Annotated in this window: 18 protein-coding genes and 1 tRNA gene; 12 read left to right on the forward strand and 7 right to left on the reverse strand. The window is 58.5% G+C overall.

Going from position 1 to position 14,439, the window contains the following annotated elements; all coding sequences use genetic code 11:
* Positions 1-8: 8 nt before the first annotated feature.
* The gene (locus FHT85_RS00355; RefSeq protein ID WP_112338995.1) at positions 9-482 is read left to right on the forward strand and encodes a methyltransferase family protein; all 474 of its coding nucleotides are present in this window, start codon (positions 9-11) and stop codon (positions 480-482) included.
* 23 nt (positions 483-505) lie between these two features.
* Here FHT85_RS00355 and FHT85_RS00360 read toward each other — a convergent pair whose 3' ends face one another.
* Positions 506-895: a MerR family transcriptional regulator gene (locus FHT85_RS00360; protein ID WP_069612249.1), complete on the reverse strand. Its 390-nt coding sequence runs from the start codon at positions 893-895 to the stop codon at positions 506-508.
* A gap of 305 nt (positions 896-1,200) precedes the next feature.
* Here FHT85_RS00360 and FHT85_RS00365 point away from each other — a divergent pair, with 305 nt between their 5' ends.
* A complete protein-coding gene (locus FHT85_RS00365; RefSeq protein ID WP_112338996.1) occupies positions 1,201-1,695 on the forward strand; it encodes a peptide deformylase in 495 nt (164 codons plus the stop codon).
* Between the two features lie 60 nt (positions 1,696-1,755).
* Here the strand turns inward: FHT85_RS00365 and FHT85_RS00370 are convergent, their stop codons facing one another.
* On the reverse strand, positions 1,756-2,292 hold the full coding sequence (locus tag FHT85_RS00370) for a hypothetical protein (protein WP_112411800.1): 537 nt from the start codon (positions 2,290-2,292) through the stop codon (positions 1,756-1,758).
* Between the two features lie 584 nt (positions 2,293-2,876).
* On the opposite strand from FHT85_RS00370, the gene FHT85_RS00375 reads away from it, so the two are divergent.
* Positions 2,877-3,044 (forward strand): hypothetical protein, encoded by a 168-nt coding sequence (locus FHT85_RS00375; protein WP_162700929.1) that lies wholly within the window; start codon positions 2,877-2,879, stop codon positions 3,042-3,044.
* Positions 3,045-3,140: 96 nt separating this feature from the next.
* On the opposite strand, the gene lipB is transcribed toward FHT85_RS00375, so the two are convergent.
* Positions 3,141-3,863, reverse strand: coding sequence for a lipoyl(octanoyl) transferase LipB (gene lipB / locus FHT85_RS00380; RefSeq protein ID WP_112411801.1), 723 nt, complete (start codon positions 3,861-3,863; stop codon positions 3,141-3,143).
* Between the two features lie 237 nt (positions 3,864-4,100).
* On the opposite strand from lipB, the gene FHT85_RS00385 reads away from it, so the two are divergent.
* The 3 genes from FHT85_RS00385 (at position 4,101) to FHT85_RS00395 (ending at position 4,968) form a co-directional block, all read left to right on the forward strand.
* Positions 4,101-4,185 (forward strand) — tRNA-Leu (locus FHT85_RS00385).
* 292 nt (positions 4,186-4,477) lie between these two features.
* The gene (locus FHT85_RS00390) at positions 4,478-4,693 is read left to right on the forward strand and encodes a hypothetical protein (protein ID WP_015339986.1); all 216 of its coding nucleotides are present in this window, start codon (positions 4,478-4,480) and stop codon (positions 4,691-4,693) included.
* A gap of 80 nt (positions 4,694-4,773) precedes the next feature.
* Positions 4,774-4,968 (forward strand): hypothetical protein, encoded by a 195-nt coding sequence (locus tag FHT85_RS00395; RefSeq protein ID WP_112338999.1) that lies wholly within the window; start codon positions 4,774-4,776, stop codon positions 4,966-4,968.
* 38 nt (positions 4,969-5,006) lie between these two features.
* On the opposite strand, the gene FHT85_RS00400 is transcribed toward FHT85_RS00395, so the two are convergent.
* Positions 5,007-5,429: a helix-turn-helix domain-containing protein gene (locus FHT85_RS00400; protein ID WP_112339000.1), complete on the reverse strand. Its 423-nt coding sequence runs from the start codon at positions 5,427-5,429 to the stop codon at positions 5,007-5,009.
* Positions 5,430-5,647: 218 nt separating this feature from the next.
* Here FHT85_RS00400 and FHT85_RS00405 point away from each other — a divergent pair, with 218 nt between their 5' ends.
* The 6 genes from FHT85_RS00405 to sugE all read left to right on the forward strand — a co-directional run bounded on the left by FHT85_RS00405 (position 5,648) and on the right by sugE (position 11,801).
* Positions 5,648-6,583 (forward strand): DMT family transporter, encoded by a 936-nt coding sequence (locus tag FHT85_RS00405; RefSeq protein ID WP_246779860.1) that lies wholly within the window; start codon positions 5,648-5,650, stop codon positions 6,581-6,583.
* A gap of 81 nt (positions 6,584-6,664) precedes the next feature.
* The gene (locus FHT85_RS00410) at positions 6,665-8,674 is read left to right on the forward strand and encodes an acetyl/propionyl/methylcrotonyl-CoA carboxylase subunit alpha (protein ID WP_112411802.1); all 2,010 of its coding nucleotides are present in this window, start codon (positions 6,665-6,667) and stop codon (positions 8,672-8,674) included.
* A 162-nt stretch (positions 8,675-8,836) separates the two neighbouring features.
* Positions 8,837-9,964, forward strand: coding sequence for an S-(hydroxymethyl)glutathione dehydrogenase/class III alcohol dehydrogenase (locus FHT85_RS00415; protein ID WP_183773930.1), 1,128 nt, complete (start codon positions 8,837-8,839; stop codon positions 9,962-9,964).
* 74 nt (positions 9,965-10,038) lie between these two features.
* Positions 10,039-10,503: a YaiI/YqxD family protein gene (locus FHT85_RS00420; RefSeq protein ID WP_112334787.1), complete on the forward strand. Its 465-nt coding sequence runs from the start codon at positions 10,039-10,041 to the stop codon at positions 10,501-10,503.
* Positions 10,500-11,333 (forward strand): S-formylglutathione hydrolase, encoded by an 834-nt coding sequence (fghA, locus tag FHT85_RS00425; RefSeq protein WP_112401172.1) that lies wholly within the window; start codon positions 10,500-10,502, stop codon positions 11,331-11,333. Before FHT85_RS00420 ends, fghA begins: the two co-directional genes overlap by 4 nt.
* A gap of 153 nt (positions 11,334-11,486) precedes the next feature.
* Positions 11,487-11,801, forward strand: a complete 315-nt coding sequence (sugE, locus tag FHT85_RS00430) for a quaternary ammonium compound efflux SMR transporter SugE (RefSeq protein ID WP_112334785.1) — start codon at positions 11,487-11,489, stop codon at positions 11,799-11,801.
* Here sugE and FHT85_RS00435 read toward each other — a convergent pair.
* The 3 genes from FHT85_RS00435 to FHT85_RS00445 form a co-directional block, all read right to left on the reverse strand.
* A complete protein-coding gene (locus FHT85_RS00435; protein ID WP_112411948.1) occupies positions 11,785-12,195 on the reverse strand; it encodes a DoxX family protein in 411 nt (136 codons plus the stop codon). The genes sugE and FHT85_RS00435 overlap by 17 nt on opposite strands.
* Positions 12,196-12,337: 142 nt before the next feature.
* Positions 12,338-12,730, reverse strand: a complete 393-nt coding sequence (locus tag FHT85_RS00440) for a DoxX family protein (protein WP_112411947.1) — start codon at positions 12,728-12,730, stop codon at positions 12,338-12,340.
* 123 nt (positions 12,731-12,853) lie between these two features.
* Positions 12,854-14,386 carry an acyl-CoA carboxylase subunit beta gene (locus FHT85_RS00445; protein ID WP_112411946.1) on the reverse strand — a complete coding sequence of 511 codons (1,533 nt, stop codon included), beginning with the start codon at positions 14,384-14,386 and terminating at the stop codon, positions 12,854-12,856.
* Positions 14,387-14,439 lie beyond the last annotated feature (53 nt).

Consider the following 14,439-nt stretch of genomic DNA (forward strand, 5'->3'; position numbering starts at 1 on the left):
GTTATTCTATGAATGCCTATCGTTCGAAGTCGCTGAGTTTTCCGTGGCCGCCGCTGCTCTATAGCCTTGCCGTCATAGCGGCGCTGTCCCTGCAGCGATGGTATCCCTTGCCTTTGCCCTTCATCTGGGCGCTGGTTGCATGGGTGGTTGGCGCGCTCCTGACCGCCATCGCGGTGACATTGAATGTCTGGGCCGTCAAGACACTGCTGGAACGCCGCACAACCGTTCTGACGCAGCGCTGCACAGCGCATTTGGTGACGTCAGGCCCCTTTCGTTTCACCCGCAACCCAACCTATCTCGGCTATACCTTGCTGACCGCAAGCTTCGGCCTTCTGATCGGCAATCTCTGGTTCCTGGTCATGGCAGCAGCGGCGGCCGCCTTGACGACCTTGCTCGTCATCCGCTGCGAGGAGATGCATCTCCTCTCGCGATTCGGCTGCGAGTTCGAGTTTTATTGCAAACGGACGCGCCGCTGGTTTTGAAAAGCTGAGCGCTTAATAGCGGATCAGGTCCCAACGCCGATTTCGGCCAGGCGTCCGAGGCAGGCTTCCTCGACATTGTCGAGTTCGCTCAGCGTATCGTCGATATCCTTGCGCTTCTGACGCAGCTCGTCGCGCTTTTCGTCGACGCGTTTCATCAGCAGCTTCAGCTGGCCGATCTCGCCTGGAGGCTCCTTGTAGACCTGTATGATCTCGCGAATTTCGGCAATGGTGAAGCCGATGCGGCGGCCGCGCAGAATTTCCATGATCAGACGCCGGTCGGCCGGGCGAAATAGGCGCGTTCGGCCCCTGCGCTCAGGATGAATGAGGCCCTCGTCCTCATAGAACCTCAACGTCCGGGTCGAAACCCCGAATTCCCGAGTGAGCTCCGTTATGCTATAGTATCCGTCGACCAAGAATCCGCCCCTAATCTGCTGACCATCATAATATTGACTTTTACGTAATAGTCAATTTTGATGGGTTGCAGTCAGTTCTCAACCCGCCAGTGCAGCGCTAAATCATAGGCCCACAGGGCCTGAGAGGGCGAAATTTCCCGTAAATTCGATGGGAATGGTCATAGAGACAGCAGACGCCTCAGCGATTCGAATGCACGAATCAATGCGATGGGAAGCGCGGCCACCAAGGCGGTGGCATTGCTATCATCTTCCCCTTATCCTGGCAGGCCTCCTACCCATGTCCTCCAGTTCCGCTAGAGAGTGCCGTGTCTGTCCGCCCCATCATCCGCTTCCCCGATCCGCTATTGCGAAGCCCCTCCACGGCCGTCACGGCCTTCGACGACAATCTGCGGATGCTTGTCGATGATCTGTTGGACACCATGCGGGCCGCGCCTGGCGTCGGCATCACCGGCCCGCATATCGGCGTTCTCAAGCGGGTCGTCGTGATCGAACTCAGCCGCGAGGATGGCGTGCGCATCTATATCAATCCGGAAATTCTGTGGTCGTCGGCAGAGACCACACGGCATACGGAGGGTAGCGTTTCCATGCCCGGAGCGACGGAGGAGATCGTCAGACCGAAATCGATCCGCTTTCGCTATCTGGATATCGCCGGCGAAACCCATGAAGCCGAGGCGTATGACTTTCTGGCCATCTGCATCCAGCACGAGATTGACCAGCTTGACGGCATTTTCTGGCTGCAGCGGCTTTCCAAGCTCAAGCGCGACCGATTGGTGAAAAAATGGGAGAAGATGCGGGATTGATATAAGCAAACAGAAACGGGCGCCCAAAGGCGCCCGTTCTGCAAGAGGTTGGATCCGCAATCAGCCCTTGAGCTTGGTATTGCAGAGGCTGTAATAGCCGCCGCCCTTCTGGATCCACTTCAGGCCGCCGAGCGAATTGCTGGCCTTGGCGGCGTTATAGGCGTCGACGCAGGTGTGGAAGCGGCCCTTGCCGGGCGTCTCGGTAGCATATTTCGGGTCAACCTTTGCGGGGAAGGTTACGCCGGCCGGGGCAGCCGTGGTCGGCTTTGCCGGTTCTGCTGCCGGCGGCTTGGTAGCGTCGGGCTCGTTGGCGTCGACCTTGGCTGCCGCAGTGGTCTTCGCTGGCTTGGCAGGCGTCGTAGCTGCTGGTGCAGTGGTTGCGGGAGCGGTGGTCGTGGTGGCGCTGGCGTCCGCGCTGCACTGCGTTGTGCGGAAGTCATTCCACTTCTGGCCGTTCAAGGTACCAGCAGTTTTGGCAGCCTGATATTTGGCGCTGCACTCTTTTATGGTTAGCGCAGAAGCCGAAGAAGCGAGGCCCATCGAGCCTACAACTGTGAGAGACGCAAAAGACATCAACAGAATGGCACGACTTGTCATTGGCATTTCCTCCGCTCTATGACGAATGTCGAAACTATTAATCGTATCGTCCCCATCGATTGTCAATCGACACGCGATCTGGGGGCGACGGAAGACACCATATGCGGACGAATATGAACGCAAACTGTACAAAAATAGCTATCGAAAAGAGTGACTTGACTGAAGCAGCAATCCTGGATGGCGGTTCATCGCTGTGTTGAGTTCAGCCGGAGATGGAAGAATCGATGGTGCCGATTCACATTGCAATTTTACTTCCGTCATTCGCGGCCAGCGATACGCTTGGGCAAGGGCGATCGCAGACCAAATACAACCTATCGTGAGCTTCGGTCTTGAAGTGTGGGCACCTCGCCCTAGTTCCCGTCATGCAGTTCCCCTCTCTATGCCCTGGATGCTCTCCCTTCCAGGGCATTTTTCTTTCAGACGTTTTTCTGGCAGATAAGGCCATCGAGAGACAACGCGCCAAAAGACTCGCCACAGCATTCAAATGAGTATAGGCTTATATCACCGTTGGCTACCGAACCCGTAGGCGCTAGCGGCTGAGAGAGATGATTACTCTCGCCTGCAGAGGTCAAGGAGTTACCCGCATGACCTCGCATGATACTGGCGACAATATCCTAAGCGATCAGAAACTGCATGATCTTCTCAAGGCAGAAGACAGGATCGATCTTTTGGAAAGATCGAAACGGTTCATTCCGAATGAGTCGGAAGTACCGATGGTAGAGGACGCCGAAGAGCGCTCCTGCGAGCTATAGCAGTTTTCGCCATCAAATCGGACAGGTCGTTTGACCCGTCCTGCTTAGCACTAAAATTCATCGCAACATCCGGCATCGTCTTCGGACGATCGCCGATCACTTTCGCGCGTCATTGACAGTTTCGCCGAAGACCTGTTCGAACGCCTCACGCAGGCGAATGTCGACATCCGCCATCATGACCGGCAAGCCGAGATCGACGAGGCTGGTAACGCCATAGGCCGAAATTCCGCAAGGAATGATGCCGGTGAAATGCCCGAGATCGGGGTCGACGTTCAGCGAAAGGCCGTGAAACGTTACCCATTTGCGCACGCGGATGCCGAGCGCCGCAATCTTGTCCTCAGCCACGGTGCCGTCAGCCAGAGTGGGCTTCTCCGGGCGCCTGACCCAAACGCCAACTCGATCCTCTCGCCGCTCGCCGCGCACGTTCATCGAATCAAGCGTGCGAATGATGACCTCTTCGAGCGCGCCGACGAAGGCGCGGATATCCTGCCGGCGACGCTTGAGGTCCAGCATGACATAGGCGACGCGCTGCCCTGGCCCGTGATAGGTATACTCGCCCCCGCGTCCTGTCGCAAAGACCGGGAATCGATCCGGTTCGATCAGATCGGCGGCATCGGCGCTGGTGCCCGCCGTATAGAGCGGAGGATGTTCGACCAGCCAGACGAGTTCAGGCGCCTGCCCTTCGGCAATCGCGGCTACCTCCGCCTCCATGGTGGCAACCGCCTCCTCATAAGGCACGAGACCGTCGCTGATCCGCCAGCGGACGGGCGGCGTACCTTGAACGGGAAACATCTGGTGAGAAAGTTCAGTGCGAAGCATATGGCAGTCCTTTGCGCGCCGCAGGCCGCATGTGTGGAAATCCTGCGCGCCGACGGGTTGTCCACATATGGCGCCATTCGAGCGGGAATTCAAACATGTAAGGCGTTTCGGCGGCATTCGCACATGTCAGATCGGAGGAGCTGTGAAGGAATTTAAAAAAACTGACATATCGCTCTTGTGCCCCCCGAATGCTTTTGCTACATGCAGCCGCGCCGGAGCAATCCGGCCTACCACGATGCGGTCGTGGCGGAATTGGTAGACGCGCAGCGTTGAGGTCGCTGTGGGGCAACCCGTGGAAGTTCGAGTCTTCTCGACCGCACCAAGAACCCGGCTTTGGCCGGGTTTTTTGTTTTTAAAACAATGCGTAGCTAACGCTTTCTTCAGTACCACATTATCTTTCACGCCATCGTCTGCCCGCTGACGACACGCGAACCGATCAAAGCGTCGGGAATATTGCGATGCTGCCCCGTTTCCCACACAAGTTATTCGCGAAATTCATGCCGAGAGGTAGTTCACCTACCCTGATGGGCCGGAACAGCCGTCGTATTTCCCTGGTCACTTGACTTCGCGCCCCTCTCTGGCACCGTGAAACTCTTTAGACAGGGGGAAGATGCATGACACCGGAGCGCTTTTCAGAATGCCTTTTGCATATACGCTGGACGCCCATCAATCTGGCGAGCGCTCTGCAATGTGACCTGTCATGGGTGGAGGCGCTGGAAGCTGGAAATGCCAAAGTCCCGGAAGGGTTGGCGGAATGGCTGGAAACCTTAGCGCAATGCCATGAGAAAGCCGGCGTTCCTACGACCTATCGCGGCCGTGGGCACGACTGAGATTGAGGGAGACGAGACGAGCTGGGGAACGATGACAGTCCGGAAATGGCGACACTTCATTCCAAACGGAGGAATTGGAAATGAATGATGATTTTCGCTTGAAGCTTATCAAAATCAGAGGCGAAAAGATCGCCCATCGCAACGAACTGCTGGCGATGAAGACGCAGGGCATTGACGCGAAACAGATTGGAGAGGTCATCGATCTTGACGACATGATCGCCCGTGAACAACTCGCGATCGACACCCTCGACGATACGATTGCCCGATTAAGCTAGAAGTACTTAGGCCCGCGCCACGTCGAGGGAAGCCGCGCTCAATGCGCCACATCCTTGCTCAGATTGCGCAGCCTGATCTGATGGTCAAGGCGTTCGAGCTGCTTTGTTGTTGTCTCTATCAGCCGACCGACCTCCTGATAGGCGGTGCGCAGCCGCGATAGCTCGTTCTTGACGGCTTCCAGGGCGCGCTCATCACTGTCCTCTCCAGGTCCGTCACCCGATCCGGTCATCAACCATGCCGGTGAAACATCGAAAAGAGCTGACATCTTGGCCAGCGCGGAGGGGTTGGGTTCGGCGCGATCGGATTCCCACGCGAGCATCGTCTCCTCGCTGACGCCAAGCTGTCCGGCCAGCGTTTCGAGGCTGATTCCCGCGGCATCGCGAGCCATGGACAGGCGTCCGCCAAGCGTATCGCCGCCTTCATCCGAAAAAACGGTCGTCTCTTGTTCTGGTTTGAACATCGGTGCGATCCCTTTCCTGGTCGCGCCGGCAATTTTTCGCCGCGCAGTCATGTTTTAGCCGGTTCCAAAGCTCCAGATAGGTCTAAGGGCGTCATCTCGCCAGGGAGATCTGTCCCATTTGGAAAAGTACGGCATTTGCGGATGGCTGCCACCGCATCTTGCAACCTGCTTTCAAGCGCGTCTTGATTGCATGTTTGTCCTATGTTTGAAGTTGACGCATGCTCGTCTCTTCCCCCGTTTCCACGCAGCAAAATCCGCTTAGAGGCATGACGATCATGGCAAGCGCCATGATCCTGCTGCCGACGATGGATGCGATCGCCAAGTACATGGCGAGTTTTGAAGGCATGTCGCCGGGCCAGGTGACATTCTATCGCTTCTTCTTTCAGCTTGTGTGCATGCTGCCGCTGCTTGCGACCACAACCGGGAGGTCGGCCTTTTCTGCAAAGCGACCCTGGTTGAATCTGCTGCGCGGCGCGCTGCATGGCGCCGCGAGCCTACTCTTTTTCGCCGCGGTCAAATACATGCCGCTTGCCGATGTCTTCGCGATCTATTTCGTCGAGCCCTTTATGCTGACAGCGCTTTCTGCTCTTTTTCTCGGCGACAAGGTCGGTTGGCGGCGATGGCTGGCAATCGTTATCGGCTTCGGCGGCGCAATGATCGTCATTCAGCCGAGTTTCGCGATCTTCGGACTGAAGGCACTGCTGCCGGTCGCATGCGCCTTCCTTTATGCGCTCTATCTCTTCATGAACCGTGCCGTCGGTGAGGCGGATTCGCCGTTGACGATGCAGATCATGGCGGGTCTCGGCGGCACCGTGTTCATGGCCTTGGCTCTGCTTGCCGGCTCGTCAGCCGGCATTACGGATTTCGAGCCGTCCCTGCCCGCCTCGGCGCTTGGATTGGTGCTTCTCCTGATTCTCGGTTCGATTTCAGGCTACGCGCATATGCTCGTCGTCAGAGCCTTCCGGCTGGCGCCACTGTCGCTGCTTGCCCCGTTCCAATATTTCGAGATCATTTCCGCCACCGTCCTCGGCTACGCCATCTTCGGCGATTTCCCCAATCTTTCCAAATGGATCGGCATATCGATCATCGTCAGCTCCGGCCTCTTCATCATCTGGCGGGAGCGCGTTCAGTCGAGATTGGAAAAAACCGCGTGAGTGCAGATATCTTGCACATGGACCCGCAGTGCAATTTGTGGCTAAAACACTGACTGAATAGGGTATTTGGGCGGAGATTGCATGTTCAAGAAAATCCTGATCGCCAATCGCGGCGAGATTGCCTGCCGCGTGATCAAGACTGCGCGCCGCATGGGCATTCTCACGGTCGCCGTCTATTCCGATGCTGATCGGGATGCTCTTCATGTCGAAATGGCGGATGAATCAGTCCATATCGGCCCCGCTCCCGCTGCCGAAAGCTATCTCGTCGCCGACAAGATCATCGCTGCCTGCAAGCAGACAGGTGCGGAAGCGGTCCATCCAGGCTACGGCTTCCTCTCAGAGCGCGCCTCCTTCTGTGCGGCACTGGAGAAGGAAGGCATCGTCTTCATCGGCCCGAAGCCGAAGGCGATCGAAGCCATGGGCGATAAGATCGAATCGAAGAAATTCGCCAATGCGGCCAAGGTTTCCACCGTTCCGGGCCATCTCGGCATCATCGATGATGCCGATCATGCCGAAAGGATCGCCGCCGAGATCGGCTATCCGGTCATGATCAAGGCGTCCGCCGGTGGCGGCGGCAAGGGCATGCGTATCGCCTGGAGTAAGGACGAGGTTCGCGACGGCTTTGAACGCGCCCGCTCGGAAGCGAAAAGCTCGTTCGGCGACGACCGCGTCTTCATCGAAAAATTCGTCGTCGACCCCCGACATATTGAAATCCAGGTATTGGCCGACGCTCACGGAAATGTCGTCTATCTCGGCGAGCGCGAATGCTCGATCCAGCGCCGAAACCAAAAGGTCGTGGAAGAGGCACCCTCGCCGTTCCTTGATGAGGCAACGCGTAAGGCGATGGGCGAGCAGTCCGTGGCACTCGCCAAGGCGGTCGATTATCAAAGCGCCGGCACGGTCGAATTCATCGTCGATCGCGACCGGAATTTCTATTTCCTCGAAATGAACACCCGCCTGCAGGTCGAACATCCGGTCACGGAGCTGGTGACCGGTATCGATCTCGTCGAGCAGATGATCCGTATTGCAGCCGGCGAGAAACTGCCGTTCAAGCAGGCGGATATCGGGCTCAACGGCTGGGCCATCGAAAGCCGCCTTTATGCGGAAGATCCCTATCGCAACTTCCTGCCCTCGATCGGCCGCCTGACGCGCTATCGTCCGCCGCGCGAAGGCAGAATGGAGACATCGGTCGTGCGCAACGATACCGGCGTCTTCGAAGGCGCCGAAATCTCCATGTATTACGATCCGATGATCGCCAAGCTCTGCACCTGGGCTCCGACAAGATTGGAAGCGATCGAAGCGATGGGCGAAGCCCTGGATGGTTTTGTCGTCGATGGCATCGAGCACAATATGCCGTTCCTCTCGGCTCTGATGAAGCATTCGCGCTGGCGCGAAGGCCGCCTCTCCACGGGCTTCATTGCCGAGGAATATCCTGATGGCTTCGCGCCGGTGACGCCGGACGAAGACCAAACCGCTTTACTGTCGGCGATCGCCCTTTCCTGCAGCCTGATCGAATCCAACCGCCGCGAGCGCTATGCCGACCGCTTGCGTCCAGCCGCCGCGCCGCTGCGGGAGAGCTGGGTTGTCAAGCTTGGTGCCGACTATCTGCCTGTGACGTTGCTTGAAGGCGTGGCGACCATTCCCTTCGAGATGGACATGCAGATCGACACCCAAGCCGTAACTGTCGCAACCGACTGGTGTCCCGGCGATTCCGTATGGGCCGGCACCGTCGGCGACCGCAAGCTGACAGCCCAGATCCGCACCGTGCTCAATGGTCTGCGCATCGATTGGCAGGGTATTTCCGTCCGGACCAAGGTGTTTACACCGCGTCAGGCTGAACTCGACAAGCTGATGCCCGTCAAATTGCCGCCGGATACGTCGAAGCTCCTGCTCTGCCCCATGCCGGGCTTGGTCGTCGCTATTGCCGTCACCGAGGGACAGGAAGTCAAGGCAGGCGAAACGCTGGCTATCGTCGAAGCGATGAAGATGGAAAATGTCCTGCGAGCCGAACGCGATCTGGTCATCGGCAAGATCAACGCCAAGCCGGGCGAAAGCCTCGCCGTCGACGCCGTGATCATGGAATTCACCTGATCGAGAAGCTTCGCCATCGCAGCCATGTGGAAAGAGCTGCGTGGCGATTGCTCGGCTAAAACATGATAATTGCGACGCTAAGTGTCTGATTTTGGCTTGAGCCGCCCCGTGTGCCCATGCCAATGTCGCGCGGACCAAATCATTGCAGGAAGGGACGAGATCATGGACGTAAGAGCAGCGGTCGCGGTTGCGGCAGGCAAGCCGCTTGAGGTGATGACGGTTCAGCTTGAGGGGCCGAAGGCCGGCGAAGTGCTGATCGAGGTCAAGGCGACCGGCATCTGCCATACCGATGATTTCACCCTGTCGGGTGCCGATCCGGAAGGCCTGTTTCCAGCGATCCTCGGCCATGAGGGTGCCGGCATCGTCGTCGATGTCGGTCCGGGTGTGACCTCGGTCAGGAAGGGCGATCACGTCATTCCGCTCTACACGCCTGAATGCCGCGAATGCCCATCGTGCCTTTCCCGCAAGACCAATCTGTGCACGGCGATCCGCTCGACCCAGGGCCAGGGTCTGATGCCGGACGGCAGCTCGCGCTTCTCGATCGGCAAGGACAAGATCCATCACTATATGGGCTGCTCGACCTTCGCCAATTACACCGTGCTGCCGGAGATTGCCGTCGCCAAGGTCAATCCCGACGCTCCCTTCGACAAGATCTGCTATATCGGCTGCGGCGTGACCACAGGCATCGGGGCGGTCATCAACACCGCCAAGGTGGAGATGGGCGCAACGGCGATCGTCTTCGGTCTCGGTGGCATCGGCCTCAATGTCATCCAGGGCTTGAGGCTTGCCGGTGCCGACATGATCATCGGTGTCGATCTCAACAATGACAAGAAGGCCTGGGGCGAGCGCTTCGGCATGACGCATTTCGTCAATCCGAAGGAGGTCGGTGACGACATCGTCCCTTATCTCGTCAACATGACGAAGCGCGGGGCCGACCAGATCGGCGGTGCCGACTATACCTTCGACTGCACCGGCAACACCAAGGTGATGCGCCAGGCGCTGGAAGCCAGCCATCGCGGCTGGGGCAAGTCGGTGGTCATCGGCGTTGCCGGCGCCGGCCAGGAGATCTCGACGCGTCCGTTCCAGCTGGTGACGGGCCGCTCGTGGATGGGCACGGCCTTCGGCGGCGCGCGCGGCCGCACCGATGTCCCGAAGATCGTCGACTGGTACATGGAGGGCAAGATCGAGATCGATCCGATGATCACCCACACCATGCCGCTCGACGACATCAACAAGGGCTTCGAGCTCATGCATTCGGGTGAAAGCATCCGTAGCGTCGTGCTGTATTGACGGTAAAAGCCACTCGGCAAGATGTATGCGGCGCATGAGAAAAGCGCCGCATATAGCTGAAAAGATTTGATATCATGATTTATGTCGATGCCGACGCCTGCCCGGTCAAGCCGGAAATCCTGAAGGTTGCTGAACGCCACGGCATCGAGGTGACCTTCGTCGCCAATTCGGGATTGCGCCCGTCGCGGGACCCGATGGTGCACAACGTCATCGTCTCCAACGCCTTCGATGCCGCCGACAACTGGATCGCCGAGCATGCCGGCAACGGCGATATCGTCGTCACCGCAGACGTACCGCTTGCCGGCCGTTGCGTTGCGACCGGAGCGCTCGTGACAGGACCGACCGGCCGCATCTTCGACAAGACCAATATCGGCATGGCAACGGCCATGCGAGACCTCGGCGCACATCTTCGCGAAACCGGTGAGAGCAAGGGCTATAACGCCGCCTTCTCGCCGCGCGACCGCTCCGCCTTTCTCGAAACTTTCGACCGGCTCTGCCGGCGTTCAAAAAACAATCAAACGCCTGGAGGCCAGCCGTGAATATCATTTCCCAGAACACCGCCTTCGGCGGCATGCAGGGTGTCTTCTCGCATCAGTCCGACGCCTGCAAAAGCGAGATGACCTTCGCCGTCTTCGTACCGCCGCAGGCGGTCAAGGAGCCCCGACCGGTTCTCTGGTATCTCTCCGGCCTCACCTGCACCCACGCCAATGTCATGGAAAAGGGCGAATACCGCCGCATGGCCGCCGAGCTTGGCCTCATCATCGTCTGCCCGGACACCAGCCCGCGCGGCAATGACGTGCCGGATGAGCTGACCAATTGGCAGATGGGCAAAGGCGCCGGCTTCTATCTCGATGCCACCGAGACGCCCTGGGCCGAAAATTATCAGATGTATAGCTACATCACTGAGGAACTGCCCGCTCTCATCGCCAGGCAATTCCGCGCCGACATGAGCCGCCAAGGCATCTTCGGCCATTCTATGGGCGGCCATGGCGCCATGACGATTGCGTTGAAGAACCCGGACCGCTTCAAGAGCTGCTCCGCTTTTGCTCCCATCGTACAGCCGTCGACAGCCGATTGGTCCGCCCCTGCGCTGGAGAAATATTTAGGCAGCGACAAGGCCGCTTGGCGCCGCTACGACGCCTGTGCGCTTGTCGAAGACGGCGCCCGCTTCCCCGAATTCCTGATCGATCAGGGCAAGGCGGACAGCTTCCTTGAAAGCGGACTGCGCCCCTGGCTGTTCGAGGAAGCCATTAAAGGCACCAATATCAGCCTGACGCTGCGCATGCACGAGCGCTACGACCACTCTTATTACTTCATTTCCAGCTTCATGGACGATCACCTCAAATGGCACGCCGAACGGCTAGCGTGAAACGGGTGGCATGGCAGCCATGCACTCAAACGCTTGAAAAATTCCGGTAACAGCGGCATATAGAAAACGCGCAGACGACTGCGGCGGCCGCTCCCGATTGACCGGCCGTAAGAATCCGCGGGGACGGCCTCGCTCTTAACAAAGGAGCGTAAAATGGCTTGGTTCCTGCTTTTCCTTGCAGGTCTGTTTGAAATCGGCTGGGCAGTCGGCCTGAAATATACCGATGGCTTCACGCGGCTGACGCCGACGATTCTTACCGTCATTTCCATGGTCATCAGCATCGCGCTGCTCGGCCTTGCGGTAAAAACCCTGCCCATGGGCACGGCCTACGCCGTGTGGACTGGCATAGGCACGGTCGGCACTGTGCTGCTGGGCATATGGCTGCTCGGCGACCCCGCGACGCTGGTACGCCTCGCCTGCATCGGCCTGATCGTGGCCGGCATTGCCGGCCTCAAGCTTGCGGCCTGATAGGCTGCGACTGGCGCTGGCGATTGCCCAGCGCCCAGCTTCCCGGACCGGCGAACACCAGAAACAGGAAGATGAAGCTGAACAGGATGGCTCCGTCTCCCTGATTGTTGGCCGGGAAGAAGTCGATCTGCATATGCACCATGAAGTAGGCTATCGCCATTTCACCGCTCAGGAGGAAGGCGATCGGTCGGGTGAAAAGCCCAAGCAGGACAAGGATGCCGCCGACAAGTTCAATAATTCCCGCCACGAAGAACAGCGTCGTGATTGCGTAAGGCGCCGGCGGAAAGCCGAAGACCTTTTGCGTACCGTGCTCGATGAACAGCAGTGCAGTTATGATTCGCAAAATGGCGAGGGCGGCGGGCTGATAAGGCGACAAGCGCTCGGGAAATGACATGAGGATCTCCGTTCGATAGGGGATGCGAAGGAGATCCTGTCAAAAGTGCTCTCGCTTCGCTGATAACGGAGTAAACACGCGAGAGACGAATTTATTCGCCGGACCCGGCAATTCAACCGAGCCCGACGAAGAGTCCGGTTACTTACTTCTTGTTGTTGTCGATCGCCAGCAGGCCCGGGCCGGCGAAGATCAGGAACAGGAAGACGAAGCAATAGAGGATCGCCGCGTCACCGCCGTTGTTGGCCGGGAAGAAATTCTTCGGATAATGCGCCATGAAATAGGCGACAGCCATGTTGCCGCACAGAATGAACGCGACCGGACGGGTAAAGAAGCCCACGATCGTTGCCAATCCACCGACAACTTCAAGGATACCCTGAACCAGAAGCAAGGTCGGCAGCGGGCTTGGGAACTGACCGCCGAGCGGAAAGCCAAACAGCTTCTGCAAGCCGTGTTCGATGAAGAGTACGCCGGTGACGACGCGCAAGACAGTAAGAGCAAAGGGCTGATATTGATTCAGCCGATCGGAAAGCGCCATGTTAAACTCCAGTTTTAACTCCCCCACAAGGAAGCAATAGAGCGCACGACCGGGAACGTGAAAACACGGCTTCTGACGTCGGATCAATTTTCCGTGTGATATCCGTGACGTGTTGTCACGGACTCAAAGCGGGATGTTGTCGTGCTTCTTCCAGGGATTGGTCAGATCCTTGTTGCGCAACATTCTGAGACCCTGGGCCAGCCGGCGCCGGGTCGAGCGCGGCATGATCACCTCGTCGATGTAACCGCGCTCTGCGGCAACGAAGGGCGACAGGAAACGGTCTTCGTACATCTTGGTGTGGGCCGCGATCTTCTCCGGATCGGCAATATCCTTGCGGAAGATGATCTCGACGGCGCCCTTGGCGCCCATGACGGCGATCTGCGCCGTCGGCCAGGCGTAGTTTAGGTCACCGCGCAGATGTTTCGAGGCCATGACGTCATAGGCGCCGCCGAAGGCCTTGCGGGTGATGACCGTCAGTTTCGGTACGGTCGCTTCGGCATAGGCAAAGAGCAGCTTGGCGCCGTGCTTGATCAGGCCGCCGTATTCCTGTGCCGTTCCCGGTAGGAAGCCCGGCACGTCGACGAAGGTGACGATCGGGATATTGAAGCAATCGCAGAAACGCACGAAACGAGCCGCCTTCCGCGACGCGTCGCTGTCGAGTACGCCGGCTAGCACCATCGGCTGATTGGCGACGAAGCCGACCGTGGCGCCCTCGATGCGGCCGAAGCCACAGACGATGTTCTTGGCAAAGCTTTCCTGGATCTCGAAGAAATCGCCCTCGTCCGCCACCTTCAGGATCAGCTCCTTGATGTCGTAGGGTTTGTTGGCATTCGCCGGGATCAGCGTATCGAGCGAATTATCCGGTTCAGTCACCGACTGATAGCACTCGATTTCCGGCACCGCGGCCGTGTTCGACTGCGGCAGGAAATCGATGAGACGGCGCACCTGCAGGAGCGTATCGACATCATTGTCGTAGGCGGCATCCGCAATCGAGGATTTCGTCGTATGCACGGAGGCACCGCCGAGCTGCTCGGATGTCACGGTCTCGTTGGTAACGGTCTTCACCACATCCGGCCCGGTGACGAACATGTAGGATGTGTCGCGAACCATGAAGATGAAGTCGGTCATGGCCGGAGAATAGACGTCACCGCCGGCGCAGGGGCCCATGATGACGGAAATCTGCGGGATGACGCCGGAGGCTAGCACGTTGCGCTGAAACACCTCGGCATAACCGCCGAGTGCGGCCACGCCCTCCTGAATGCGGGCGCCGCCGGCGTCATAGATCCCGATGATCGGCGCCCGGTTCTTCAGCGCCATATCCTGCACCTTGGTGATCTTTTCCGCATGTGCTTCTGAAAGGGATCCACCGAAGACCGTAAAATCCTTGGCAAAAATGAACACGGTTCGTCCGTTGACCGTGCCCCAGCCGGTCACGACGCCGTCGCCGGCAATCTTGCTCTTGTCCATGCCGAAATCGGTCGAGCGATGCTCGACGAACATATCGAACTCTTCGAAGGAGCTCTCATCGAGGAAGATATCGATGCGCTCACGAGCCGTCAGCTTGCCGCGGGCGTGCTGGGCGTCGATGCGCACCTGCCCGCCGCCGAGCCTTGCAATCTCGCGACGGCGTTCCAGTTCCTGCAGGATTTCCTTCATGCGGCCCTCTCTCCATCATCGCTCGGGCTTAGCATGGCGCGAGCCCTGTTTGA

Source organism: Rhizobium sp. BK312 (assembly GCF_014193605.1).
Taxonomy (GTDB): Bacteria; Pseudomonadota; Alphaproteobacteria; order Rhizobiales; family Rhizobiaceae; genus Rhizobium.